This window comes from Cloacibacterium normanense (assembly GCF_003860565.1).
GTDB lineage: Bacteria > Bacteroidota > Bacteroidia > Flavobacteriales > Weeksellaceae > Cloacibacterium > Cloacibacterium normanense.
Genome location: NZ_CP034157.1, coordinates 2,577,319 through 2,600,322, shown reverse-complemented (window position 1 = coordinate 2,600,322; position 23,004 = coordinate 2,577,319). Strand labels below are relative to the sequence as shown.

21 protein-coding genes are annotated in these 23,004 nt (G+C 34.5%); 16 read left to right on the top strand and 5 right to left on the bottom strand.

Going from position 1 to position 23,004, the window contains the following annotated elements; translation table 11 throughout:
- The first annotated feature begins 136 nt into the window (after positions 1–136).
- The 8 genes from EB819_RS11925 to EB819_RS11890 all read left to right on the top strand — a co-directional run bounded on the left by EB819_RS11925 (position 137) and on the right by EB819_RS11890 (position 10,276).
- The gene (locus EB819_RS11925; RefSeq protein WP_069800014.1) at positions 137–1,480 is read left to right on the top strand and encodes a c-type cytochrome; all 1,344 of its coding nucleotides are present in this window, start codon (positions 137–139) and stop codon (positions 1,478–1,480) included.
- 22 nt (positions 1,481–1,502) lie between these two features.
- Positions 1,503–4,538, top strand: coding sequence for a TAT-variant-translocated molybdopterin oxidoreductase (locus tag EB819_RS11920; RefSeq protein ID WP_069800012.1), 3,036 nt, complete (start codon positions 1,503–1,505; stop codon positions 4,536–4,538).
- A gap of 20 nt (positions 4,539–4,558) precedes the next feature.
- Entirely contained in the window at positions 4,559–5,956 is a 1,398-nt protein-coding gene (gene nrfD / locus EB819_RS11915; protein WP_069800010.1) for an NrfD/PsrC family molybdoenzyme membrane anchor subunit, read from the top strand.
- Positions 5,943–6,464: a DUF3341 domain-containing protein gene (locus tag EB819_RS11910; RefSeq protein WP_069800008.1), complete on the top strand. Its 522-nt coding sequence runs from the start codon at positions 5,943–5,945 to the stop codon at positions 6,462–6,464. The genes nrfD and EB819_RS11910 overlap by 14 nt, the downstream gene beginning before the upstream one ends.
- Positions 6,457–7,149, top strand: coding sequence for a c-type cytochrome (locus EB819_RS11905; protein WP_069800005.1), 693 nt, complete (start codon positions 6,457–6,459; stop codon positions 7,147–7,149). The genes EB819_RS11910 and EB819_RS11905 overlap by 8 nt, the downstream gene beginning before the upstream one ends.
- 15 nt (positions 7,150–7,164) lie before the next feature.
- Positions 7,165–8,499 carry a quinol:cytochrome C oxidoreductase gene (locus tag EB819_RS11900; protein ID WP_069800003.1) on the top strand — a complete coding sequence of 445 codons (1,335 nt, stop codon included), beginning with the start codon at positions 7,165–7,167 and terminating at the stop codon, positions 8,497–8,499.
- 75 nt (positions 8,500–8,574) lie between these two features.
- Positions 8,575–9,723: a DUF6694 family lipoprotein gene (locus EB819_RS11895; protein ID WP_069800001.1), complete on the top strand. Its 1,149-nt coding sequence runs from the start codon at positions 8,575–8,577 to the stop codon at positions 9,721–9,723.
- Between the two features lie 16 nt (positions 9,724–9,739).
- Complete coding sequence (locus tag EB819_RS11890; protein ID WP_069799999.1) at positions 9,740–10,276, top strand: adenine phosphoribosyltransferase; 537 nt, start codon at positions 9,740–9,742, stop codon at positions 10,274–10,276.
- On the opposite strand, the gene EB819_RS11885 is transcribed toward EB819_RS11890, so the two are convergent.
- Both EB819_RS11885 and EB819_RS11880 read right to left on the bottom strand, forming a co-directional pair.
- Entirely contained in the window at positions 10,273–11,109 is an 837-nt protein-coding gene (locus EB819_RS11885) for a DUF389 domain-containing protein (RefSeq protein ID WP_069799997.1), read from the bottom strand. The genes EB819_RS11890 and EB819_RS11885 overlap by 4 nt on opposite strands.
- A complete protein-coding gene (locus tag EB819_RS11880; RefSeq protein WP_069799995.1) occupies positions 11,110–11,319 on the bottom strand; it encodes a DUF389 domain-containing protein in 210 nt (69 codons plus the stop codon).
- Between the two features lie 75 nt (positions 11,320–11,394).
- Between EB819_RS11880 and EB819_RS11875 the strand changes: the two genes are divergently transcribed.
- The 6 genes from EB819_RS11875 (at position 11,395) to EB819_RS11850 (ending at position 17,053) form a co-directional block, all read left to right on the top strand.
- Positions 11,395–12,408, top strand: a complete 1,014-nt coding sequence (locus EB819_RS11875; RefSeq protein ID WP_069799993.1) for a potassium channel family protein — start codon at positions 11,395–11,397, stop codon at positions 12,406–12,408.
- Between the two features lie 99 nt (positions 12,409–12,507).
- Positions 12,508–13,218, top strand: coding sequence for a YfgM family protein (locus tag EB819_RS11870; protein WP_069799990.1), 711 nt, complete (start codon positions 12,508–12,510; stop codon positions 13,216–13,218).
- A 9-nt stretch (positions 13,219–13,227) separates the two neighbouring features.
- Positions 13,228–13,716 (top strand): 6,7-dimethyl-8-ribityllumazine synthase, encoded by a 489-nt coding sequence (gene ribH, locus EB819_RS11865; protein WP_069799988.1) that lies wholly within the window; start codon positions 13,228–13,230, stop codon positions 13,714–13,716.
- 36 nt (positions 13,717–13,752) lie between these two features.
- Positions 13,753–15,837: an LTA synthase family protein gene (locus tag EB819_RS11860; protein ID WP_083250195.1), complete on the top strand. Its 2,085-nt coding sequence runs from the start codon at positions 13,753–13,755 to the stop codon at positions 15,835–15,837.
- 45 nt (positions 15,838–15,882) lie between these two features.
- Complete coding sequence (gene ypfJ / locus EB819_RS11855; RefSeq protein WP_069799983.1) at positions 15,883–16,734, top strand: KPN_02809 family neutral zinc metallopeptidase; 852 nt, start codon at positions 15,883–15,885, stop codon at positions 16,732–16,734.
- A 7-nt stretch (positions 16,735–16,741) separates the two neighbouring features.
- Entirely contained in the window at positions 16,742–17,053 is a 312-nt protein-coding gene (locus EB819_RS11850; RefSeq protein ID WP_069799981.1) for a hypothetical protein, read from the top strand.
- Positions 17,054–17,098: 45 nt separating this feature from the next.
- Here the strand turns inward: EB819_RS11850 and EB819_RS11845 are convergent.
- Together EB819_RS11845 and EB819_RS11840 are read right to left on the bottom strand one after the other, a co-directional pair.
- Positions 17,099–18,453 (bottom strand): IS3 family transposase gene (locus EB819_RS11845; RefSeq protein ID WP_124878766.1). Its coding sequence is split into 2 segments (ribosomal slippage): positions 17,099–17,979 and positions 17,979–18,453, totalling 1,356 coding nucleotides; the frame shifts between segments, so codons are not numbered across the junction.
- A gap of 112 nt (positions 18,454–18,565) precedes the next feature.
- Entirely contained in the window at positions 18,566–19,102 is a 537-nt protein-coding gene (locus tag EB819_RS11840; protein ID WP_069799658.1) for an RNA methyltransferase, read from the bottom strand.
- Positions 19,103–19,213: 111 nt separating this feature from the next.
- On the opposite strand from EB819_RS11840, the gene EB819_RS11835 reads away from it, so the two are divergent.
- Positions 19,214–19,963 (top strand): DUF2625 domain-containing protein, encoded by a 750-nt coding sequence (locus EB819_RS11835; RefSeq protein WP_245993160.1) that lies wholly within the window; start codon positions 19,214–19,216, stop codon positions 19,961–19,963.
- 29 nt (positions 19,964–19,992) lie between these two features.
- Positions 19,993–22,572 carry a DNA mismatch repair protein MutS gene (mutS, locus tag EB819_RS11830; protein ID WP_069799660.1) on the top strand — a complete coding sequence of 860 codons (2,580 nt, stop codon included), beginning with the start codon at positions 19,993–19,995 and terminating at the stop codon, positions 22,570–22,572.
- A 33-nt stretch (positions 22,573–22,605) separates the two neighbouring features.
- On the opposite strand, the gene EB819_RS11825 is transcribed toward mutS, so the two are convergent.
- A complete protein-coding gene (locus EB819_RS11825; RefSeq protein WP_069799663.1) occupies positions 22,606–23,004 on the bottom strand; it encodes an energy transducer TonB in 399 nt (132 codons plus the stop codon).

Below are 23,004 nucleotides of genomic sequence, written 5' to 3'. Positions count from 1 at the left end.
ATCTTTCTTATTTAGAACAATTATAAATTAAAAAAATTTGATAAAATACATGCAAACCTTCTGTTAATATTGTGTTAAAGTATTATTTTTGCGGAATTGAATGTAAACTCAATAGTATTAACCCAAGATTATTTAAATGATTAGTTGGAGAAAGCATTACAAGAGAGTGTTGTTAGCATGTAGTTTGCTCTTAACAACCAGTGCTTCTATTTACGCTCAAGATCTTAAAGGTGACGCTAAGAAAGGAGAAACCCTTTTTAAGACCAATTGTTCTGCGTGTCACGCGCTAGATAAACAAATGGTAGGCCCAGCTTTAGGAGGCGTAGTAGACAGATTAAAAACGGAACAAAATTTAGGTGTAGATTGGTTCCAAAAATGGATTAGAGATAACAAAGCACTTAGAGCTTCTGGCGATAAGTATGCGAATGAAGTCTTCGAAAAATTCAACAAAGTAGAGATGACTGCGTTTCCAAATCTTACAGATCAGGATATTGCAGACCTTCTAGAATACACCACTAATCCGCCAAAAGCAGAGCCTGCTGCAGCAGAAACTGATGTGAATTCACCAGAAGCCATCAAAGCTGCTCAAGATGAAAAAAATAATTCATCTGCTCTATTAATTTCTTTAGCCGCAGTTGGAGGATTACTTCTTTGGTTACTTTTCAGATTAACCCAACTCGTAAATTTACACAGAAAATCTGGAGAAATTTCTGCTCTAGACGCTACAAGAATCAACTCAATTGGCGAATTCTACGAGAAGTACAATACGCTAGGTAAAGCATTAATGGGATTATTAGCCCTATTTGCACTTTACGGAATTTGGAATTGGTTAATGTGGGTAGGTGTATACAAAGGTTATCAACCAGAGCAACCTATTTACTTCTCTCACAAAATTCACGCTGGTGAGAATAAAATCGATTGTCAATTATGTCACTCAAGTGCTAAGTATGGTAAAGTATCAGAGATTCCTTCTGTAAACGTTTGTATGAATTGCCACAAAGGTATTTCAGAATACAAAGGAAAATACATAGAAGAAGGAAAATCTAGAGAATTCTATACTGCAGAGATTAAGAAAATCTACGAAGCTGCTGGTTGGGATGAAGGTTCACAGTCTTACACTGGAAAAACTAAACCAATCGAGTGGGTGAGAATTCACAATATGCCAGATTTCGTATACTTCAATCACGCACAACACGTGGTAGCTGGTGAACAAACCATCATTAAAGCTAAAAAAGTAGACGTAGTATGTAAAGCTTGTCACGGTCAAGTTCAAGAAATGGACAAAGTACAAATGGCAAATAACTTTACAATGGGATGGTGTATTGATTGTCACAGAACTACAGAAGTAGACATGACAAACGGTTATAACAAAGAATACTACCAAAAACTTCACGACAAGTTGAAAAAACAATACGGTGGAGAAACTAAAATGACCGTAGACGCTATTGGTGGTTTAGAGTGTGGTAAATGTCATTATTAATAACAGAAAATTAGAAGTATAAATGGCTTCAAATAAAATACAATTCAGAAGTATTCACGAACTTAAAGACCAATCGCTTAACGCGAAATTGGCTCAAAAAGAATTTCAAAACGAAATTCCTGTAGATGAGTTCTTGGGTGATGCAGAAAAAATGAACAATTCTGGGACTTCTAGAAGGGATTTCTTAAAATTATTAGGCTTCTCTACTGCGGCGGTTACGCTTGCAGCTTGTGAAGCTCCAGTAATCAAAACAATTCCTTACGTGGTAAAACCACACAGTATTATCCCAGGAATTCCTAATTATTATGCATCTACCTATTTTGACGGGTTCGACTTTGCTAGTGTTTTAGTAAAAACTAGAGAAGGTAGACCAATTAAAATTGAACCGAATAAAACTGCAAATGATCTAGGTAAAACAAATGCTAGAGCTCAAGCAAGTGTATTGTCATTATATGATAATGATAAAATTAAACAACCAAAACTAGACGGTAAAGACGAAACTTTCGACAAAGTAGATTCTGTAGTTCTAGAAGCATTAACTAAGGCTCAAGCTGAAAACAAGAAAATTGTAGTTCTTTCTCATTCATATCCTTCTCCTACATTCAAGAAATTATTCGGAGAGTTTAAAGCTAAATATCCTAATGCAGAATTAGTAACTTACGATGCTTATACGTATGCTGCTGCATTAGACGCTGCTCAAGAAGTTTTCGGTAATAGAGCATTACCAGTTTACGACTTATCAGCTACTGAATTAGTGGTTTCTTTCCAAGCAGATTTCTTAGGAGATTATAACGCAAATAGCTTAGAAACATCATACGCAGCTGCTAGAAAACCAGGAGCTAACATGCTTAGACATATTCAAGTAGAATCTAACATGTCTCTTACTGGTGCTAACGCTGATACTAGAATTAAGCAAAAACCTTCTGCTGTAAATAAAACTTTAGTAGAAGTTTATAACGCAATCGTAGGAGGTGGCACTTCTGATAAAGTAGCTTCTGAAATTGCTAAAGAATTACAAGCTAAAGGAAACAAAGCGGTAGTTTTTGCTGACGGTTCTAAAGCTTCTTATGTTCTGGCACACTTAATCAATCAAAAATTAGGTTCTGTAGCTTTCACTGGAAAAGCTAACCTATTAAAAGAATATGACAACGCTAGATTTAACGAGTTTTTAACTTGGGTAAATGCTGGTCAAGTTGGTGTTTTAGTTGCTAACAACGTAAACCCAATCTATTCTCACGCAAAAGGTGCAGAATTCAAAAAATCATTAAGCAAAGTAGGAACTGTAGTTGCTGTAGCTGATAAGAAAAACGAAATTGCTCAAGCAGCAAAAGTAGTCATTCCAGCAGCACACTGGTTAGAATCTTGGGGTGATATCGCTCCTCAAACTGGTGCTTATTCATTAATGCAACCTACGATCCAAAAAATATTCAAGTCTAGACAAATTGAAGAATCACTTCTTGTTTGGATGAATGGAAAAGGATTTACTCCTAACTATTATGAATATTTAAAAGCTAATGCTGCAACAATTCTTAATGGAACTTCATTTAACCAAGCACTTTATAATGGTTTTAATGCAGGAAACATTACAGGAACTCTATCTTACACAGGTGGAGATGCTGCAAAAGCGGTTTCAGAATTACAAGGATTCAAAGCTTCTAAATTAGAACTTGTACTATATACCACTACTGCAATGGGAGACGGTACTCAAGCCAATAATCCTTGGTTACAAGAGTTACCAGATCCAATTACGAGAATGGCTTGGGATAACTACCTTACTATTTCTCCAGCAGACGCTAAAGAATTTGGTATCGAGAATGAATTAAATGCTAGAATGCAGTTAGATGGTACTGTGGTAAATCTTACTGTAAATGGTGTGAAATTAGAAAACGTTCCAGTTTTCATTCAGCCAGGTCAAGCAGAAGGTTCATTAGGTCTTGCTTTAGGTTATGGTAAAAAAGACTCAGGTAAAGTAGCTGAAACAGGTGTAAACGCTTATCCTTTATTTGATGGTTACAACACTGTAGTATCTAACGTTTCTATTGAAAAATCAGGAGCAGATGATCACGAATTTGCAGGTGTACAGCTTCAAAATACATTAATGGGTCGTTACGAAATCGCTAAAGAAGTAACATTAGATACTTACTTAAACGAAGATGTAAACAAGTGGAATAAGCCATTAACAATGGAAACATTACAAGGAACATTACCTATGGGTAAAGTAGATCTTTGGGATGCTTTCGATGATACTGATGGTCCTCACTTTAACCTTTCTGTAGACCTTAACTCATGTATCGGTTGTGGAGCTTGTATCATTGCTTGTCAAGCAGAAAACAACGTACCTGTAGTAGGTAAAGAAGAGGTAAGAATGTCTAGAGATATGGCTTGGCTAAGAATCGATAGATATTACTCTGCTAAAGAAAAAATAGAAGTAAAAGAAGGGATTGATAAGGGATTAAATGTTCCTAACCTTTATGATATATTAATTGAACCAAACGAAAGTCCTGATGTGATTTTCCAACCAGTAATGTGTCAGCACTGTAATCACGCACCATGTGAAACAGTATGTCCTGTTGCTGCAACTTCTCACGGTAAGCAAGGTCAAAACCAAATGGCTTACAACAGATGTATCGGTACAAGATATTGTGCAAATAACTGTCCTTACAAAGTAAGAAGATTCAATTGGTTTACTTATAACTTGAATGATAAGTTTGACTTCAACATGAACAACGATTTAGGAAGAATGGTTCTAAATCCAGATGTTGTAGTAAGAACTAGAGGGGTAATGGAAAAATGCTCTATGTGTATCCAAATGACTCAAGCTACAATTCTAGAAGCTAAAAAAGAAGGCAGAAGAATTGAAGATGGAGAACTTAAAACAGCTTGTTCGCAGGCTTGTTCTACAGGAGCACTTAAATTCGGTGATATGAATGACAAATCATCAGAAGTAAGAGCATTATTCAATGACAAGAGAAAATATGTATTGCTAGAAGAAGTGGGTACTAAACCAAACGTATTCTACCATACAAAAGTGAGAAACAGAAAAGAAAACAACGTTTAAATAATATAAATAGGTAAAAAATGTCAGGACATTACGAAGCCCCTATTAGGGAACCGCTAATTATTGGTCACAAGACTTATCACGATATCACCGAAGATATTGCAAGACCTATCGAAGAAAGAGCCGGAAAACTCTGGTGGATTTCTTTTTGGGCAGCTCTAGTTCTATTTGTATACGGTTTTGGATGTATTGCTTACACCATTGGTACCGGTATCGGAGCTTGGGGACTAAACAAAACCATTAACTGGGGTTGGGATATTACTAACTTCGTTTGGTGGGTAGGTATTGGTCACGCAGGAACCTTAATCTCTGCAGTATTGTTATTATTTAGACAAAGATGGAGAATGTCTGTAAACCGTTCTGCAGAAGCGATGACGATTTTTGCAGTTGTACAGGCGGCTATCTTCCCAGTAATTCACATGGGTAGAGTTTGGGTAGGATATTGGGTATTCCCTTTACCAAACCAATTTGGTTCTCTTTGGACTAACTTTAACTCTCCACTACTTTGGGACGTATTTGCAATCTCTACTTACTTCTCTGTATCTACCGTATTCTGGTTCATGGGACTTATCCCAGACTTTGCGATGATTAGAGATAGAGCAAAAACTCCTTGGACTAAAAAGATTTATACATTCCTAGCCTTCGGTTGGGGTGGTAAAGCAAAACACTGGCAAAGATTCGAAGAGTTATCTCTTGTATTAGCTGGTTTAGCAACACCACTTGTATTCTCAGTACACACTACTGTATCATTTGACTTCGCAACTTCAGTAATCAAAGGATGGCACTCTACCATCTACCCTCCTTACTTCGTAGCAGGTGCGATTTTCTCAGGATTTGCAATGGTACAAACCCTTCTATTAGTTGCTAGAAAAGTAGCACACTTAGAAGATTATATTACCATGTATCATATCGAAATTATGAATATCGTAATCATCGTAACAGGTGGTATGGTAACAGTAGCTTATGCTGTAGAATACTTCATCGGTTGGTACTCAGGAAGTAGATATGAAGACTTTACATATTTATCTCCAGGTGCTGCTACTGGTCCTTACTGGTGGGCATTCTGGGCGCTAATTATCTGTAACTTAGTTGTTCCTGCTTCTTTCTGGTTCAAAAAATTAAGAACAAATATTATTTGGACTTTCTTCGTAGCATTAATCATCAACATCGGTATGTGGTTTGAAAGATTTGACATCATTGTTATCAACCTTTCTAGAGACTACTTACCAGGTTCTTGGACGATGTTTAAGCCAACGATTATAGACGTAGGAGTTTATTTAGGAACAATTGGTTTCTTCGGAGTATTATTCCTATTGTACGCTAGAACATTCCCTGTAATTGCACAGGCTGAATTGAAGACTATTTTGAAAATTTCAGGTGAAACTTATAAAGCAAAAGAAGGAGATGAGCACCACTAAAAGAATATATGGACTTTATGGCGATGACGACGATTTAATGAACGGCGTTAAAGCTTTCAGAGATAAAGGTATTGAAATTACCGAAGTGTATACTCCATTCCCAGTTCACGGACTAGATAAAGCTTTAGGTCTTAAGAAAACTAGAATTTCAGACGCAGCTTTTATCTATGCAGTTTATGGTGTTACCATTGGTGCTTTAGCAACTTGGTACATGATGAATCATGACTGGCCACAAAACATAGGTGGTAAACCAGCTTTCTGGTGGGCTCATAACATGCCTGCTTTTGTAGTTCCAATGTTTGAATTAATGGTATTCTGTGCTGCACACATGATGTCTCTTACTTTCTTAGTAAGAAATAAAATGTATCCTGGAGCTGCTCCTCAGAATCCAGATCCTAGAACTACGGATGATAAGTTTATGATGGAGTTTGTGTCTGACGATGTAGAAACCATTAAACAGATGCTGATTGAAACAGGTGTAGAAGAAATAACTGTAAAAGATGCGTAATATGAAAAATATTTTAAAAATAACAACCATCTTGGGAATCTCAGTTATCGCGCTGAATTCTTGTGGACCAAAAGATAATCCGCCATTAGTTTTTTTCCCGGATATGTATTTCCCTATTGCTTATGATCCAATGATTAAAACTGCTAGTAAAGCAGATGGACATTATGTAAGCAAAGAAAACGAAATCCCGGCTTTTGTAAATAACTACGGTTCTACTCTACTTTCTCCTGTAGAAGGTACGGTTCCTCAAGACAAGGAAGGAATTTTACCAGAAGATAAAACTCCTAAAAATGTAGAAGAATATACTGCATTTTATGAAGAGTCAAAAAGTGTTACTGTTTCTCCTCTAGATCCTAAAAATAAAGAAAAGGACTTAGCAAGAGGTAAAAAATTATACGAAATGACTTGCGCAGCTTGTCACGGTGTGGCTGGTGATGGACAAGGTCCAATTGTACAAAGTGGTGCATATTCTGGTGTTCCAGCTTTCAAAGACAGACAGATTACAGTAGGAACTACTCATTATGTAATTGTAAACGGAAGAAACTTGATGGGATCTTACGCTGGTCAATTAGCTCCTGCTGATAGATGGAGAGTAGCAATGTATGTAATGAGCGCTTTCAAAGCTGATGCTGTAGCTCCTGTAGCCGCTGCTGATGCAACTACAACTCAAACCAATACTAAATAATAAAAACAGAAAAAAATGTATAGTTTTTCACCAAAATTAAAATTGTATTCTATTATACTGATAGTTGTTGGATTGGTACTATTCGGTATTGGCTACCTATTAAATCATGGGTTAAATGAGTCTGCAATTCAGACAATGATGGATAATGTACACCATGGTACAGAACATCATACCCCAATGAACTCTTCAGAATTAGTAGGACCTCAAGATAATGCTGCACACTTAGAACATGCAACGCATCAGATTCATAATACACCGTTCTCGGCTTTATTAACTGCTGCTATGTTATTCTTCGGAATTTCTGCTTGTGCTTTATTCTTTTTATCAATTCAGCATGCAGCTCACGCTGGTTGGTCTGTAATTGTAACAAGAGTAATGGAAGCGGTAGCTTCATTCATTCCAGTAGGTGGGATTGTTTTATTAATCTTAACCTTATTAAATGTAGGTGGCATTGCTCACTTATATCACTGGATGGATAAAGACTTAATCGATCCTAATTCTCCAAACTTTGATGTCATCCTTTACGAAAAATCTAAATTTTTAAATATTCCTTTCTATGTAGTGAGAATCCTTATCTATGTAATTGGTTCTTGGTTCTTCGTTTGGAAAATTAAAAAAGTTTCTAAGAGATTAGACGAAACTAAAGATAGAAAAGATTACAAAGCATTATACAACTGGAGCGTAGGTTACATAGCATTCTTCGGATTTGCTTCTGCAGCTTGGGCTTGGGATTTCTTAATGTCTATTGACCCTCACTGGTATTCTACTCTTTATATTTGGTATTCTATGGTATCTACTTTATCTAGTGCTGTTGCAGTAATCATTATTGTTGCAGTTTACTTAAAGAAAAAAGGAGTTTTACCACAGTTTAATGATAACCACCTACATGATTTAGCTAAATTCTTATTTGCTACTTCAATGTTATGGACTTATTTATTCTTTGACCAATTCATGCTTTACTGGTATGCAAACATCCCAGAAGAAGTAAGATATTTCTTCGATAGATTTGCTTACTACAAGTACACATTCTTACCAATGCTTATCATCAACTTCTTAATACCACTATTGGTGTTAGTAAGTTCTAGCATAAAGAGAAATTACAAAGTAGTAACTACAATGGCTGTTCTAGTAATTCTAGGTCACTGGTTAGATTTCTTCAACATGGTAATGCCAGGAACAGTAGGACCTTTCTGGAATAATGCATACACATTCTTATTAGTAGTTGGTGCATTCTTATTCATGGTAGGTTTATTCGTTTTAGTAGTAATGTCTGCATTATCTAAACTTAAATTGATTCCTGAAGGAAATCCTCTAGTAAAAGAATCTAAGATTTTTGAATATCCTTTCTAATTTCAGAAAGAAACATCATATAAATCCCAACTTATTGTTGGGATTTTTTTATTTTTGTATATAAATATTCATTTTATGAAACGTTTCCTTTTTCTAAGCATATTTTCATTGCTTTTTTTAATTGGTTGTAAAAAAGATGCAGTAGACGCAAGCAGTACAAAAGCCTTCCAAGAAAGTATCAATGACATGTCTTCTTCGCTTCCCACTATTAAACAAATTAAGTTTAATGAAGCCCTTTATATTCTAAAAACCTTTGGGGTAGATGCAGAAGGCGATATCGAAGAGTTAAAAGCTCTTGGCAAACTTCTAGAAGGAAAAAAAGTGCCAGAAATCTTTGCAATGGCAGACAAAGTAGCACAAGAAAACGGAATCAACTGGGCAAGTACAGCTCCTCCTTCATTAGGTGAAATGAATATCTTCCAAAATATCATGCCGTCTGAAACAGATGTAAATGATATTGCCGCAAATTCTTTGCAAATTACAATCAGTGAAGTTTCTGTAGATAGTGTTTTAGGACCAAAAGCTTTACAAATCGTTCCAAGATTATTAGACGCAGCAGGAAATAAAGTAGATTTCGAAAATGCAGCCTTAGAAACCACTTTAGAAGTTTCTAGCCAAGGTGTAAAACTTTTGACTTCTAAAAATTTAATGCAAAACAATCAATTCAAAGGGTTTTATATGAGATTTTCTTCTCTTCCTCAAGAGAAAGTAATAGACAATAAAATTGACATAAAAGTTACTGTAAAAACTTCTAAGAAAACCATTCAAATGACCAAAATGGGTGTAGATGTAAATCCTAACGCTCTTTTGATGCCTCAAAGCTCTGAAAATCCAGAAAATCTTGAAGGAACTCCAGAAGAAAATGCTACGGGAACAGATTCTCCAAAAGTAATTGGAGATCCAAAAAATACCGTTGTGAATTTCTTAAGCAACTTAAACAGTCAGAACTTAAAAGCAGCTTACAGTCAGTCAGAAAACCCGAATTGGGGTTCTTATGAAACATTTGCCAATCCTACGTCTGGTTTTGGAACGGTAAAAAGTGTAGATGTAACCAACGTTTCTACTAAAGCGAATGCCAATAACACTGCAAGTGTAAATGCAACGTATACGGTAACAGATAAAGCAGGAAACGCAACTTCACTTGATGTTTCTTATGGATTAAAAGCGACAGAAACAGGCTGGAAAATCACCAGCTATAAAATCAATTCTTCTCAAAAAAAATAAATTAAAATCCCATAAAATGGCAACGCAAGATTTAATCGCTAGATTAGAAAGCACAATTCAGAATATTCCAGATTTCCCAATCGAAGGAATACAATTCAAAGACATTACGCCCATTTTCTTAAATCCTAAATTATACGAAGACGTAATTGCAGATTTAGTAGAATTCAGCAGAGGAAAAGTTGATGCAGTGTGCGGAATAGAAAGCAGAGGCTATCTCTTCGGAATTGCAATTGCTGTTGCCCTAGAAGTTCCATTTATTTTAATTAGAAAAAAAGGAAAACTTCCTCCTCCATTTATTTCAGAAAAATATGATTTAGAATACGGAACTGCCGAAATAGAAATGCGCACGAACCAAATTCAACCAAATCAAAGAGTTTTGATTCATGATGATTTATTAGCAACAGGTGGCACAACTGAAGCTGCTGCTAAATTGGTTGAAAAACAAGGCGCAAAAGTGACGCAATTTAGTTTTTTAATTGGTCTTAAAGATCTACACGGCGAAGATAAACTGAAACAGTTTGACGCTGAAGTCTACAGTATTCTGAACTACTAATTTTTAGATTTTGTTTTTTCTAATTCTTTCTTCAGCTCATTAATCTGTTGCTGAAGATAATTTATTTCTGTAGCCTTAGAATTCGGCGCATAATGCCATCTCAATTTAATTTCTTTATTGAGCAAATCTGCTGCGTCTAATTTCTGAGAATCTATAAAATTTTGATCATTGAGAATGGTAATGTCTAGAAATTTTTCACCATTTTCTTCTTCCGCTTTATAATTTACAATAGCCAATTCAGGGTTTTGTTTTTGAATGGTATCAATATATTTTTCGGCATCTGATTTCAATTTTTCGGCGTTCCACTTTTTCTGAGTCAATAAAATACTTGGAAACAGCACCAATAAAGAGATAATGGTAATGATTAGAATATCTTTTTTATTTCTTTTTTCCACTTTTTCGAGATAATATTTTTGATATCCCAAAACAATACTCAAAATCCAAGTTCCCACTCCTATGAAAAAACAATTAATGAGATAATAATACATCCCGCCAAAGAAAAAATCCCAATTCAAATTTGCAATTCCATAACCAGCCGTACACAATGGAGGAATACAAGCCGTGGCTACTGCAACTCCTGCAATTACTTTGATGGCTTCCTTTCTGATGATTCCTAAAAACCATGCAAAACCACCAAAAAGCGCTAACATACAATCGAAAATAGTAGCTTCTTTAAACGCTGCTAATTGTGACGTCTCTTGATGAAATGGTGATAATAAAAAATAAATAGTAGAAGCTACCAAACTGGTAACAATCATTATCGCCCAGTTATAAAGACTAAGTTTTACCAAATTTTTATTGTGAATGGACAAACCAAAAGAAAGTCCTACCACTCATCCCATTAATGGAGATATAAGCATCGCACCAATTACTGCAGCAGGAGAATTGATATTAAGACCAATACTTGCAATCGCCATAGACAAAACAAGTAACCACAAGTTATGCCCACGGAAATAAACACCTTCTTCTATTTCTGCAAAAGTAAAACGCTCTTCTTCTTCTCTTGGTAATGCTAATGTTCTTTTAAGTTTATGATAAGGCATATCAAATGATTTTTTTCAAAAGTAAGCAATATCTACGCTATTTTTTTTGTAAATTTATACAAGAATTCATTGACAATGAATAGATTTTCCGCATTATATAAAAGAATTTTAATTTTAGTAGTCTCCATACTCATTTTTGTCTTATTGGGAGCATTAGCACTTATGTATTCCGAAGAAATGAGATTTCTGGACGCGGTTTGGTACAGTATTATGACGCTTACTACCGTAGGTTTTGGAGTGCCTGATAATTTCTCAGATTTAGGAAAAATCATTACTATTTTTTTAATGCTTTTCGGTGTGGGAGCTGTGCTTTATGGTTTAACAGCGCTTTCATTAGAATTTTTTAACGGAAATTTCTCCAAAGAATACAAACAAAATCTCATCAAACGCAATATGAAAAATTTAGAAAATCACATCATCATTTGTGGTTTCGGGAGAAATGGCAGACAAGCCGCCAGAAAACTTATTCTCCACAAAAAACCTTTTGTTATTATTGACAAAAAACCGCTAGAAAATAGAGATGATGAGTTCCGCAACACTATTTTTATCCACGGAAATGCAGTAGAAGATGAAATCTTGATCAAAGCTGGAGTAGAAAAGGCAAATGGAATCATCGCTAGTTTACCATCTGATGCAGATAATCTTTTTATTGTAATCAGTTCCAAAGAATTAAATCCAAAAATTAAAGTCATCAGCAGAGCTTCTAACAGCAGTACCATCAAAAAATTGAAAACTGCAGGCGCCGAAAATGTAATTATGCCTGATAAAATTGGCGGCGAACACATGGCTTCTCTTCTTATTACGCCAGATTTGGTAGAATTTATTGACAATATTGTGTTGGAAGGCACCAAAAAAATTAACGTTTTAGAAATTTATACGGATAAACTTTCCAAAGAATTTATCGGCAAAAAATTAGAAGAACTTAAAATTTTCCCAAAAACAGGATGTAAAATTGTAGGCTACAAAGACGTTCACGGCGAATACATCATCAATCCTGACGAAAGTAAACTCATAGAACCGAATAGTTGTATTTTCATTCTTGGGCAACCTCATCAGATTGAAAACCTACAAAACATGTATCCTCAATAAGACAAATATTTCTCATAAAAACCTTAACTGAAAACCACTGAAAATAAATATTGTATATCACAATAGAAACTATTATTTTTGCATTTCAATTTCAAAATTATGACAGACAAGCATAAAAGCAAAAAAGAGCTAGAGAACGAAGGAAAAGAAACGGTAGAAATTTTTCAAGATTTAGACCAAACCGCGCTCAAAACAGAGATGTTCATTGAAAAATACGCTAAACAAATCGGGATTATTTTCGGTGCTGTAGTATTAGCGGTTTTAGGATACTTTGCTTATCAGCAATTCATCGCAAATCCTAAAAACGAAGAAGCTACACTGAGCTATCTGGCTGCTCAAAAAAACCTTTCTGAAGGGAAAGATGATATCGCACTAGGTGGAAAATCTGCTGCAAATCCAGGATTCAAAGGTACTTATGAACAATTTCCTGGTACTGATGCTGGTAAACTTTCTGCTTACAATGCAGGTTTATTAAAATTCAAAGAAGGCAAATACCAAGAAGCTTATGATTTATTAGACAAGTTTTCTTCTGATAATAAAATCTTAATGGCTCTAAAATATGGAGCAATGGGAGATGCTCAAGCAAATCTTAACAAAAATGAAGATGCACTTTCTCTTTTAGACAAAGCTGCTTCTGCTTCTGATGATGCTTACACTTCTTATTACTTTACAAGAAAAGCTGGTTTACTAGCACTTGCAATGAAGAAAAACGCTGAAGCTAAAAAATACTTCGAAACCATCGAAGAAAAATATGCAGATTATGACGGCGGCACTTCTGATGCTTATATAGAAATGGTAAAAAACTTTTAAAAATATAAAATGGCAACTGTAAATCTTTCGGATTACAAACCATTACAAATCTCAAATGCTGATTCTTTTAGAATCGGCATTGTTGTTTCAGATTGGAATGATTTTGTAACCTATAACCTTCGCGATGCAGCGATACAAATTCTAGAAAAAGAAGGCGTAAAAAAAGAAAATATAGAAATTTTTTCTGTTCCTGGTGCATTTGAGCTAAGCTACGCTTGCATGCAATTGTGTGCCGCAGAAAACCATGATGCAGTAATTGCCATCGGAAATGTAATTAGAGGAGAAACTCCACATTTTGATTACGTTTGCAGCGCTGTAGCTCAAGGAATTAAAGATTGTAATGTAATGACGGATGTTCCGGCTATTTTCTGTGTTTTGACAGATGACAATAAGGAACAATCTTTAGCAAGAAGTGGAGGAAACCTAGGAAACAAAGGCGTAGAAGCGGCGGTTACTGCTCTTAGAATGATTGAATTCAGAAGAAATTTGAATAAATAATCAAATTCTACACCCAAATCTCAAAATTGCATTAAAATGTATCTTCAAAAAGTAAAACCTTTTCTCTATTTAGGAATTTTTTACCTTATCGTTTCCTTTTTATTAAGGTTAGTATTTGTATTCCATCCGATTACCACTGCAGATTTTTCTTTTGCAGAAGTACTGAAGGTTACTTCACTAGGATTAGTGAATGACATTTTGGTATTTACAATTGCCAGTAGCTTTTTAGCACTTTATTTTTTATTCCTGTCAAACGGTAAATATCAAAACCCTTACGGACAAATCATCCTAGGAGTTCTGGTTCTTGCTTTTATATACATTTTGGCTACCCCGAATAATATTTTCAAACAATATGGAGGTGGCGTAGTAAAAATTGTTTTAGCATTTTTGGGACTTAAAATTTTATTTTTTGCACTGATGCTGTTTTTACCAAAACAAAGGCTCAAAATCAGAAACAGTTTATACTTTACCACACTATTTTTGTACGTGTTATTGATTATTTTCAATGCCGTTTCAGAATATTTTTTCTACAATGAATTTGGGGTTCGTTATAATTTTATCGCGGTAGATTATCTTATTTACACCACCGAAGTTATAGGAAACATCATGGAAAGTTATCCTATCATTCCTTTGTTTACTGCTATTTTCGTAGTAACCGGATTGGCAACTTGGTGGATTTATAAAAAAACTAAAGACAGCCTTCTACAATTACCTAATTTGGTTCAAAAACTTACTTTATTAGGTGTTTTTGCTGTTTTATTGGGAATTAGTTTAAGCTTTGCAGAGAAAATTAACCTTAAAAAAGGAAACATTTTCCAACAAGAAATCGCAGCCAACGGAATGGTAAAATTCTACGAAGCGTTTAGCAATAATACATTAGATTTTTTCACCTTCTATCCTACTGTTGACCAAAAAGCTGCAGAAAAAAACACTCTGCTTCCTTTAGGAACCACCACTTTAAGCAGAACTATCACTTCTGATAAACCAGAATTACAAAAAAATGTAGTTCTCATTTCTATAGAAAGTTTGTCCGCAGCTTACATGAAAGCTTACGGTTACGAAGAAAGTGTAACTCCTTTCTTAGACCAATTGGCACAAAAAAGTTTATTTTTCACCAATTTATACGCCACAGGAAACAGAACGGTAAGAGGTTTAGAAGCATTAACGCTTTGTATTCCGCCAACTGCTGGAGAAAGTGTAATTAAAAGAGAAAAAGAAAACAAAAATAAATTTACCACAGGAAGCGTATTTAAGTCAAAAGGTTACAGCGTAAAATATTTATACGGTGGTTACAGCTATTTTGACAATATGAAAGATTTCTACGGAGGAAACGGCTACGAAATTGTAGATAGAGATAATTTCACGCCAGAAGAAATCACTTTTGCCAATGTTTGGGGAGTTTGTGACGAAGATATGGCCAAAAAAGCCATCAGCGAAATGAACAAAGATTATAAAGCTGGTAAACCTTTCTTCCATCATTGGATGACGGTTTCTAACCACAGACCTTTTACTTATCCAGAAGGAAAAATAGACATTCCTGCAGATTCTAAATCTAGAAAAGGTGGCGTAAAATACACCGATTATTCTATCATGAAATTTTTTGAAATGGCTCAAAAACAGCCTTGGTTCAAAAATACCGTTTTCGTGATTGTAGCAGACCATTGTTCATCTAGTGCTGGTAAAACAGAACTTCCAATGGATAAATATAGAATTCCGGCGATGATTTATTCACCAGAATTTGTGGCGCCACAGAAATTCTCACAAGTTACTTCTCAGATAGATGTAATGCCTACCGTTTTGGGATTATTGAACTTCAAATATCAATCTAAATTTTTAGGTCAAGATGTTTTCTCTAAAAATTTCGTTCCTAGAGCGTATATTGCAACGTATCAGGATTTAGGATTCGTAAAAGACAATTACCTTACGGTGATTTCTCCTACTAAAAATATTAAACAATATCAATTAGTTCAAAAACCTAATACCAATACCACAACTGAGTTTAACATTTATTACACCGAAAATCTTTTACAAGACAATCCTAGAAAAGATTTGGTAGATCAAACCATTTCAAATTATCAAAGTACAAGCTTTTGGCTAAAAAATAAAATGCTCGACAAATAATTTTTTATTACATTTATCCATCATTAAATCTAAAATTTTAAAATTATGAAATGGACAAACGATAGAGCAGACAACGTAGATGATAGAAGAGGTTCTGGTGGTGGCGGAATGCTAGTTGGAGGTGGATTAGGAACCTTAATTATTGCTGCAATTATATTTTTCTTGGGAGGTGATCCTTCTGCTATTTTAAGTAACGGTGTTGGAAACGCTCCTCAAACAGAACAAAGAGAACTCACTGCTGAAGAACTTCAGGTAAAAGAATTTGTAAGAATGCTTTCTGCAGAAAATAACCAAACTTGGACTAAAATTTTCTCAGAAAACGGAATGCAATACAGAGAACCTAAAATTGTACTCTTCGAAAATGTAACGCAATCTGGCTGCGGAACTGCACAAGCTGCAATGGGACCTTTTTATTGCCCTGCAGATGAAACGGTTTACATGGATATGAGTTTCTTTGGTGAAATGCAACAGAAATTTGGCGCTCGAGTTACAGAATTTACGGTGGCTTATGTTTTGGCTCATGAAATTGGGCATCACATCCAGACGATTTTAGGAACTACTCAACAAGTAGATAAAATGCGCAGAAGCGGACAATATTCCGAGGGTGAAATGAATAGAGCTTCGGTTGCTACAGAATTACAAGCAGATTTCTACGCAGGTTTATGGGCAAAACAAACCGATAACAGAGAAAAATTTCTTGATCCTCAAGATATTCAGAGCGCTATGGAAGCAGCAGCAGCAGTAGGCGATGATAATATTCAAAAAAGAACCGCAGGTTATGTAAACCAAGAAGCTTTTACTCATGGTAGCTCGAAACAACGTGTGGAATGGTTCATGAAAGGTTATAATTCTGGAGATATAACCCAAGGAAATACTTTTGATCAATTGTTTAGATAATATCAAGATGAAAACCCATCATTTATTAATTCCAAAAAATATTATTCTTCCCATATCAATACTAGGATTAATATTGACTGTTATAGGAACGTTAATGAAACTAAATCATTGGAGTTTTGGAATATTTACTCCAAATTTAGTACTATCAATTTCAATTGTTTGTTCGCTTTTATCAATATTTGTAGTTTTATTAGATATTGCAAAAAATCCGATAAAAAATAAATTATTGTGGATTATTCCCTTGCTTTTTATAGGGAATTTAGTGGCGATAATTTATCTCATCAATAGAGAAGTTCATTTAAGAAAAGCATTAAGATAAAATTAAAATCCCGAAAATAGACTGCACCCAAAAGTTTAGACAAAATTAAACAATATTTTCAAAGGAAAGAGTTCGGTACTGTACCGGACTCTTTCCTTTGAGATTGAGTCTTATTCTATCATTGTTGTAATAGTGAATGTACTTCACTATTTCGATCTTAAGTTCCTGAATGGAACCAAACTTTCTGGTATAAAACATTTCTGATTTTATCGTTCCAAAAAAGTTTTCTATCACCGCATTGTCCAAACAGTTTCCTTTTCGGGACATACTTTGAATAATACCTTTTTCTTTTAACAAGTTTTGGTAATGTTTCATTTGATATTGCCAACCTTGATCAGAATGTAGAATGATGTTTTGTGTAGATTTTACTTTTCTGAATGATTTCTTTAGCATTCTGATGATTTGGCTAAACACAGGTCTTTCAGATAAGTCAAAACTGACAATTTCACCATTAAATAAATCGATGATTGGAGATAGGTAAAGTTTATTACCCGATACATTAAACTCTGTAACATCGGTTGCCCATTTCTGATTAGGAGTGTCCGATTTGAAATCCCTCTGTAGAACATTGGGCGCAATTTTCCCCTGCTCTCCCTTGTAAGATTTATATTTCTTCACTCGGATAATACTCTTTAAACCTAATATTTTCATAAGTCGTAAAACCGTTTTGTGATTAATCAAAATTCCTTTTTCTTTCAAAAGCAAAGTAATTCTTCTATAGCCCAACCTTCCTTTGTGACGATGATAAATCTGCTTAATCATTTCTTTTATTTCCGCATATTTATCTTTCATTTGAAAGCGTTTTTGATAGTAATAAAAACTGCTTCTTGCCATCGATGTACAATGCAGCAGTACTGCTAAATCAAAGTCCTGCCTTAACTCTTCGATGGCTTTGGATTTTTCCTTTCCTGAATTAAGGCGTCTAACTTTTTTAAAATGGCGTTCTCGGCTTCTAAATAATAAATCCTCTCCAACAGTTCTTCCTCCCTTGTTAAGGGTTTGCCTGTTTTCTTTTTTTTTCGCTTGTAATTACTCATGGTTTTAGGTCTTCCTCTGGGTCTGTTTTCTAAACCTAAAATACCATTTTTTTTGTAATTACGCTGCCAACTAAGAATACTGGACTCCGCAGGAATATTAAACCTTCTCGACGCTTCTTTTAAACTTAAATTCTCTTTCTCAATTACTGATAAAATCTTTAATTTAAAATCTTTTGTGTAATGCGTATTGGAAAGCCGAACAAGTCCTGAAACTCCATAAAGTTCATAAAATTTTATCCATTTACGAACCAAGGAACCACAAACTCCAATGCGTTTTCCTAAATCGTCTGTTCCAATGTCCCCTTTGTGATATCTCTTTATAGCTTTTAATTTAAAGTCTACTGAATATTTACTTTTTCCCATAAAAAATGCCCCTAAAAAGTGTCTAACTTTTTGGGGCAGTCCAAAATTTTCGGGATTTATTTTTTTAATTTTGAAAACAATCAACGCTCGCTTCGCTCGCGCCTTTTCAATTCTACTTTAGACCTTTAAAAAATTCCCACATCACGATTCCACCGCAAACCGAAACATTTAGAGAATGTTTAGTTCCCAACTGTGGAATTTCTAGACATTCATCTAAATCGGATAAAATTTCATCAGAAATTCCGTCTACTTCATTGCCTAAAACCAAAGCATATTTTTTAGTTCTATCAATGTTAAAATCTGTAATCATCACAGAGTTAGTGGTCTGTTCTATTCCTAAAACTTCGTAACCCAGAGTTTTTAAATCTATTACAGCTTCTTTTACATTCTCATAAAATTGCCAATCTACACTTTCAGTTGCGCCTAATGCTGCTTTGTGAATTTCTCTGTGAGGCGGTTTCGGAGTAATGCCACAAAGAATAATTTTCTCCACCAAAAAAGCATCTGCAGTTCGGAAAGCCGCACCTACATTATGCATACTTCTTACATTATCTAAAACCACCAACAACGGAATTTTCTCCGTCTTTTTGAAGGTTTCTACATCTATTCTTCCTAATTCTTCTAATTTCAGTTTTTTGGTAGGTTGCATTTTCGTATTTTTGGGCAAAATTAATTTTTAAACACAAAGCACACAAAGATTTTGCACAAAGAACACTAATTTTTTAGATTTTTTTTTCAATTTTTTGTGAAGTTTTTTAGAATGATAAAATATTTTAGAATTTTAATCTTACTTTTTTTTCCAATAATAACTTTTGGTCAAATTAAAATGCGTCCCATTAATGAACTTATAAACACTGAAGATTCATCTTGGTCACTTGTAAAAGAATGGATTGTTAATTCTAAAAATAAAGTTGAAATTTTACCGATTTCAAACATTGAACAAGCAAAAGATGCTCTTTATAAAACACAAGTTACAACCCGTTCTCCGATGGGAGCAATTGTTTATATGACTGGTGGAATCTTAATTGATAATGGATGGATAAGAATATTAGGTTCTGGAAATGAAAAAATAAAAAGATCATTACCAGAGTGGAATAAAGGAAAATCTTTTGAGAAATATGGAGAGCCAACATCTTTCTTTTTAATTGCAGATGATGTAATTGGCGGTTTTTATGTTCTAAATAATGGGGAATTTGGAAAAGATTTAGGAAAAGTTTATTATTTTGCGCCTGATACTTTAGAATTTGAACCACTTGATTTGACATATTCAGACTTTCTAAATTTTTGTTTTAATGGAAATTTAAAAGGCTTTTATCAAGATTATCGCTGGAAAAACTGGGAAAATGATATCTCGAAATTAAATGGAGATGAAGTTTATAATTTTTTTCCTTATTTGTGGACGAAAGAAGGAAAAAATATAGAAAATGCTTCAAAAAAAATTATTCAAATTGAAGAACAATATCATCTAAATATTGATTTTAGAAAACAACTCAAAATTAATAATGATTAATTGCGCCTCTGCGTTAAAGAACAAATCATATGGCAAAAAAAGAAACTCCGTTAATGACTCAGTACAATACCATCAAGGCGAAATATCCAGATGCGCTATTGCTTTTCAGAGTGGGAGATTTCTATGAGACTTTCGGGCAAGATGCCATTAAAACTTCACAAATTTTAGGGATAGTTCTTACCAAAAGAGCCAATGGAGAAGGTCATATTGAGTTAGCAGGTTTTCCGCATCATTCTGTAGATTCTTACTTGCCAAAATTGGTAAGAGCCGGAATGCGTGTTGCGATTTGCGACCAATTGGAAGACCCAAAAATGGTGAAAGGTATCGTGAAACGTGGCGTTACAGAATTGGTAACTCCGGGTGTTACGTTTAACGAACAAGTTCTCAATTCCAAAAAAAATAATTTCTTGCTTTCTCTACACAAGGAAAAAGAGAAATTTGGGATTGCGCTAGTAGACGTTTCTACGGGTGAATTTCTAGTTGCAGAAGGAAATTTAGAGAAATTACTGCACATTGTTCACACTTTTGATCCTGCTGAAATTATTTACCAAAGAACCGCCGAAATTCCTTCTCAACTTAAAAATAAAAACTGTTTTAAGCTAGAAGATTGGGCTTATCAATATAATTTTGCTTACGAAAAACTGAATTCCCATTTCAAAACAAAATCTCTAAAAGGTTTCGGGATTGAAGAACAAAAATTGGGGATTACAGCAGCTGGAGCAATTTTCGCTTATTTAGTTGAAGATACACATCACGCTCTTTTACAGCATATTACTAAAATTCAGAGCATTCCGCAAGATGATTATTTGATGATGGATAATTTCACTTTAAGGAATTTAGAAATTGTACATTCTAGTAATTTTCAAGGGAAATCTTTGCTCGATATTATCGATAAAACTTCCACAGCAATGGGAGGAAGATTGCTTCGCCGAAGATTAATTTTACCTTTAAAATCAGTAAACGAAATCAACCGAAGACTTTCTCTGATTGAGTTTTTCAACAAAGAAGATTCTTTGAAATTTGAAATTCTGGATTTATTAAAAGGAATTTCAGATTTAGACCGATTGGTTGGAAAATTGGCTGCCGAAAAAATTTCACCGAAAGAACTCGGTTATCTTCGTCAGAGTTTAATCAATATTCAGAAAATTAGAGAATTATTGAGTTCTCATCACGATGTTTTAGCTTGGCTAGAACCTCTGAACAATTTGGAAGAACTCATTTCTTATCTTCAAAATCATTTGAATGAAGAACTTCCGGTAAACCTCAACAAAGGAAATGTGATCAAATCCGAAGTTTCGGAAGAACTCGATAGATTGAGAAATCTTCAAAACAAAGGCAAAGGTTTCTTAGACGAAATGTGCCAAAGAGAAATCGAAAGAACGGGAATTTCTTCCTTGAAAATTGATTTTAATAATGTTTTTGGTTACTACATCGAGGTTAGAAATACACATAAAGACAAAGTTCCAGAAGATTGGATTCGTAAACAAACGTTGGTAAATGCAGAGCGCTACATTACCGAAGAATTAAAGGAATACGAAACGCAAATTCTCGGTGCAGAAGAAAAAATTTCGCAGATTGAGCACCAATTGTATCGTCAGGTTTGTGAAAATGTGATGATGTATATTGACCAAATTCAGGAAAATTCTAGATTAATTGCTGAATTAGATTGTGCGGTTTCGCTTTCTGAATTGGCGATTTCCGAAAATTATACAAAACCCATTCTCAACGAAACTTTTGCGATTGACATCAAAGAAGGAAGGCATCCAATTATAGAAAAATCGCTTCCTTTAGGTGAAAAATACATTCCGAATGATGTTTTTCTAGATAAAGATTCTCAACAAATCATTATGGTAACCGGACCAAATATGGCGGGTAAATCTGCAATTTTGAGACAAACTGCAATTATTTGTTTGCTGGCACAAATTGGAAGTTTTGTTCCTGCAAAACATGCCGAAATCGGTATTTTAGACAAAATTTTTACCAGAGTTGGCGCTACCGATAATATTTCTGCGGGGGAATCTACTTTTATGGTAGAAATGAACGAAGCGGCGAATATTTTGAATAATATTTCGGAGAGAAGTTTGATTTTACTTGATGAAATCGGACGTGGTACTTCTACTTATGACGGGGTTTCCATCGCTTGGGCGATTGCAGAATATCTTCACCAACATTCTACTCAACCGAAAACCCTTTTCGCCACGCACTACCACGAACTCAATGAAATGAGTGTAAATTTTGAGAGAATTAAAAATTTCCACGTGACCATTCAGGAGAATAAAGGCAATATTATTTTTCTCCGAAAACTGGTTTCTGGTGGCAGTGAACACAGTTTCGGGATTCACGTGGCAAAATTGGCAGGAATGCCTTCAAAAGTAGTAAACAGAGCTTCTGAAATTCTGAAAACTTTGGAAAATTCTCGTTCCAACAGTGGTTCTACCGAAAAAATAAAACGGGTAACCGAAGAAAACCTTCAACTTTCTTTCTTCCAACTCGATGATCCTGTTTTGGAAAACATCAGAGAAGAACTTACGAAAATTGACATCAATACTTTAACACCGATTGAAGCCTTAATGAAATTGAATGCGATTAAGAAGATGATTGGTAAATAAATTTGAAGATTTGAAAATGAGATAATTTGAAAATTATTCAAAATTTATTGTCAGTGGAATTTTAAATCTTTCTCTTACTGCTTGTCCATTAATTGTAGCAGGAATCCATTTTTCTTTAATTTTAGTAACCGCTCGTATTGCTTCTTTATTAAAACTTTCATTTTCTCCAGTTGCAGTGATATTACTTAATGTCCCGTCTTTTTCAACAATAAATTTAATCTCACAAGTAATTAAAGAGTTTGCTCTAATTTTTTTAAGTCTAAAATTTTCTGCAATTAATCTTTGGAACTCGGCATTACCTTTAGAAAAAACAGCTTCTTTTTCAATACTTGAATAAATTACAGTTTTTTTCCCATCAATAATTGTGTCTTTTACTTGCCCAAAAATTAAACTGCTGAAAATTACAGCGATTAGGTAAATTAGTTTTTTCAT

Bases quoted from the DNA above. Each gene is read 5' to 3' on its own strand.
- EB819_RS11925 (WP_069800014.1), top strand. From the start codon at position 137: ATGATTAGTTGGAGAAAGCATTACAAGAGAGTGTTGTTAGCATGTAGT.
- EB819_RS11920 (WP_069800012.1), top strand. From the start codon at position 1,503: ATGGCTTCAAATAAAATACAATTCAGAAGTATTCACGAACTTAAAGAC.
- nrfD (WP_069800010.1), top strand. From the start codon at position 4,559: ATGTCAGGACATTACGAAGCCCCTATTAGGGAACCGCTAATTATTGGT.
- EB819_RS11910 (WP_069800008.1), top strand. From the start codon at position 5,943: ATGAGCACCACTAAAAGAATATATGGACTTTATGGCGATGACGACGAT.
- EB819_RS11905 (WP_069800005.1), top strand. From the start codon at position 6,457: ATGCGTAATATGAAAAATATTTTAAAAATAACAACCATCTTGGGAATC.
- EB819_RS11900 (WP_069800003.1), top strand. From the start codon at position 7,165: ATGTATAGTTTTTCACCAAAATTAAAATTGTATTCTATTATACTGATA.
- EB819_RS11895 (WP_069800001.1), top strand. From the start codon at position 8,575: ATGAAACGTTTCCTTTTTCTAAGCATATTTTCATTGCTTTTTTTAATT.
- EB819_RS11890 (WP_069799999.1), top strand. From the start codon at position 9,740: ATGGCAACGCAAGATTTAATCGCTAGATTAGAAAGCACAATTCAGAAT.
- EB819_RS11880 (WP_069799995.1), bottom strand. From the start codon at position 11,319: ATGCCTTATCATAAACTTAAAAGAACATTAGCATTACCAAGAGAAGAA.
- EB819_RS11875 (WP_069799993.1), top strand. From the start codon at position 11,395: ATGAATAGATTTTCCGCATTATATAAAAGAATTTTAATTTTAGTAGTC.
- EB819_RS11870 (WP_069799990.1), top strand. From the start codon at position 12,508: ATGACAGACAAGCATAAAAGCAAAAAAGAGCTAGAGAACGAAGGAAAA.
- ribH (WP_069799988.1), top strand. From the start codon at position 13,228: ATGGCAACTGTAAATCTTTCGGATTACAAACCATTACAAATCTCAAAT.
- EB819_RS11860 (WP_083250195.1), top strand. From the start codon at position 13,753: ATGTATCTTCAAAAAGTAAAACCTTTTCTCTATTTAGGAATTTTTTAC.
- ypfJ (WP_069799983.1), top strand. From the start codon at position 15,883: ATGAAATGGACAAACGATAGAGCAGACAACGTAGATGATAGAAGAGGT.
- EB819_RS11850 (WP_069799981.1), top strand. From the start codon at position 16,742: ATGAAAACCCATCATTTATTAATTCCAAAAAATATTATTCTTCCCATA.
- EB819_RS11840 (WP_069799658.1), bottom strand. From the start codon at position 19,102: ATGCAACCTACCAAAAAACTGAAATTAGAAGAATTAGGAAGAATAGAT.
- EB819_RS11835 (WP_245993160.1), top strand. From the start codon at position 19,214: ATGATAAAATATTTTAGAATTTTAATCTTACTTTTTTTTCCAATAATA.
- mutS (WP_069799660.1), top strand. From the start codon at position 19,993: ATGGCAAAAAAAGAAACTCCGTTAATGACTCAGTACAATACCATCAAG.
- EB819_RS11825 (WP_069799663.1), bottom strand. From the start codon at position 23,004: ATGAAAAAACTAATTTACCTAATCGCTGTAATTTTCAGCAGTTTAATT.